This window comes from Hamadaea sp. NPDC050747 (genome assembly GCF_040654195.1).
Lineage (GTDB): Bacteria > Actinomycetota > Actinomycetes > Mycobacteriales > Micromonosporaceae > Hamadaea.
On the sequence record NZ_JBFAHM010000033.1, the window covers coordinates 5001 to 7682 of the forward strand.

The following is a 2682-nucleotide window of genomic DNA, read 5'->3' on the forward strand; positions in this document are numbered from 1 at the left end:
TCCTACCTGATTCGAGGTCAACATTCGGAAGGTGGGGTGTTTAACGGCGTGGCCGCGCCCGGGTCCCGGTGCGAGTGGATATTACTACGCAGAGGTCGCCGCGGACGGGCCGCCACTCCATTTCGGGGCCGGCGGTGTTAGCGCCGGGTCCCCAACGCCGGGCTCTCCCAAAAAGAGGGGAGCTCGAGGGTTGAAATGACGCTCGAACAGGCATGCCCGCCAGAATTCTGGCGGGCGCAATGTGCGTTCAAAGATTCGATGATTCACTGAATTCTGCAATTCACATTACTTATCGCATTTCGCTGCGTTCTTCATCGATGCCAGAACCAAGAGATCCGTTGTTGAAAGTTTTGATTCATTTGTATTTTGCCTTGCGGCACACTCAGAAGAAACTGTAAAAACAAAAGAGTTTGTGGCCTCCGGCGGGCGCCTGGTTCCGGGCCGCGAAACCGAAGAGGTTCCGGGCGCCGGGGCGGCTCCGCCGAAGCAACGTAAAGGTATGTTCACATGGGTTTGGGAGTTGTAAACTCGGTAATGATCCCTCCGCTGGTTCACCAACGGAGACCTTGTTACGACTTTTACTTCCTCTAAATGACCGAGTTTGGAGAGCTTTCCGGCCCTGGGTGGTAGTTGCCCACCTCCCTGGGCCAGTCCGGACGCCTCACTGAGCCATTCAATCGGTAGTAGCGACGGGCGGTGTGTACAAAGGGCAGGGACGTAATCAACGCAAGCTGATGACTTGCGCTTACTAGGGATTCCTCGTTGAAGAGCAATAATTGCAATGCTCTATCCCCAGCACGACGGAGTTTAACAAGATTACCCGGGCCTTTCGGCCAAGGAAGTACTCGCTGGCTCCGTCAGTGTAGCGCGCGTGCGGCCCAGAACATCTAAGGGCATCACAGACCTGTTATTGCCTCAAACTTCCATCGGCTTGAGCCGATAGTCCCTCTAAGAAGCCAGCGTACTGCCAAAGCAATACGGGCTATTTAGCAGGTTAAGGTCTCGTTCGTTATCGCAATTAAGCAGACAAATCACTCCACCAACTAAGAACGGCCATGCACCACCACCCACAAAATCAAGAAAGAGCTCTCAATCTGTCAATCCTCATTGTGTCTGGACCTGGTGAGTTTCCCCGTGTTGAGTCAAATTAAGCCGCAGGCTCCACCCCTGGTGGTGCCCTTCCGTCAATTTCTTTAAGTTTCAGCCTTGCGACCATACTCCCCCTGGAGCCCAAGCACTTTGATTTCTCGTAAGGTGCCGAACGCGTCAAAAAATAACATCGTCCGATCCCTAGTCGGCATAGTTTATGGTTAAGACTACGACGGTATCTGATCGTCTTCGATCCCCTAACTTTCGTTCCTGATTAATGAAAACATCCTTGGCAAATGCTTTCGCAGTAGTTAGTCTTCAATAAATCCAAGAATTTCACCTCTGACAATTGAATACTGATGCCCCCGACTGTCCCTATTAATCATTACGGCGGTCCTAGAAACCAACAAAATAGAACCACACGTCCTATTTCATTATTCCATGCTAATGTATTCGAGCATAGGCCTGCCTGGAGCACTCTAATTTTTTCAAAGTAAAAGTCCTGTTTCCCCGTCACACCCAGTGAAGGGCATGAGGTTCCACAGAGGGAAAGGCCCGGCCGGACCAGTACACGCGGTGAGGCGGACCGGCCAGCCAGGCCCAAGGTTCAACTACGAGCTTTTTAACCACAACAACTTTAATATACGCTATTGGAGCTGGAATTACCGCGGCTGCTGGCACCAGACTTGCCCTCCAATTGTTCCTCGTTAAGGGATTTAAATTGTACTCATTCCAATTACAAGACCCAAAAGAGCCCTGTATCAGTATTTATTGTCACTACCTCCCCGTGTCGGGATTGGGTAATTTGCGCGCCTGCTGCCTTCCTTGGATGTAGTAGCCGTTTCTCAGGCTCCTTCTCCGGGGTCGAGCCCTAACCCTCCGTTACCCGTTGCAACCATGTTTGGCCAATACCCAAACATCGAAAGTTGATAGGGAAGAAATTTGAATGAACCATCGCCGGCGCAAGGCCGTGCGATTCGAGAAGTTATCATGAATCACCAAAGAGCCCAGAGGGCATTGGTTTTTAATCTAATAAATACATCCCTTCCGAAGTCGGGATTTTTAGCATGTATTAGCTCTAGAATTACCACGGTTATCCAAGTAGTAAGGTACTATCAAATAAACGATAACTTATATAATGAGCCATTCGCAGTTTCGCTGTATAATTGCTTATACTTAGACATGCATGGCTTAATCTTTGAGACAAGCATATGACTACTGGCAGAATCAACCAGATAACTATCGTCCGCCGCGGAAAAACGGCAACCGGTGCTGCGAGCAGCGCCGGAGAGATGTCAAGTTCACTGGGTGGCGTCCGGAGACGCGCCGGGCAAAGCACCTGCGGCAGGAGCCGTGGGCGCCGTGCGAGCCGGCAATCCGCTTTCCCACTCATGTGTTCCCCAGCGAAGCCGTCGACCACACTGAGCCCGAACGGGCGGCGTGTGGCCTGGGGCACGCCAGGAGAAGGACTCAGCGCCCGACTTCAGCCATTGCGGCGTCCGGCGGGCGTGGTTGCCTTCCGTTGCTCGATGGTAGAACTCGCCAGAGGCCAGTAATCCACAGAACCCATCCCTACAGCGGCGATTGCCGGGG

At 52.2% G+C, this 2682-nt stretch carries 2 rRNA genes (1 of these 2 cut by a window edge); both read right to left on the reverse strand.

From position 1 onward, the window contains the following. Positions 1-367 (reverse strand): 23S ribosomal RNA (locus tag AB0H43_RS38805); it reaches 3198 nt to the left of the window's first position. 160 nt (positions 368-527) lie between these two features. Then, a 16S ribosomal RNA gene (locus tag AB0H43_RS38810) occupies positions 528-2332 on the reverse strand. Together the 16S and 23S rRNA genes form the textbook arrangement of a ribosomal RNA operon. Positions 2333-2682 lie beyond the last annotated feature (350 nt).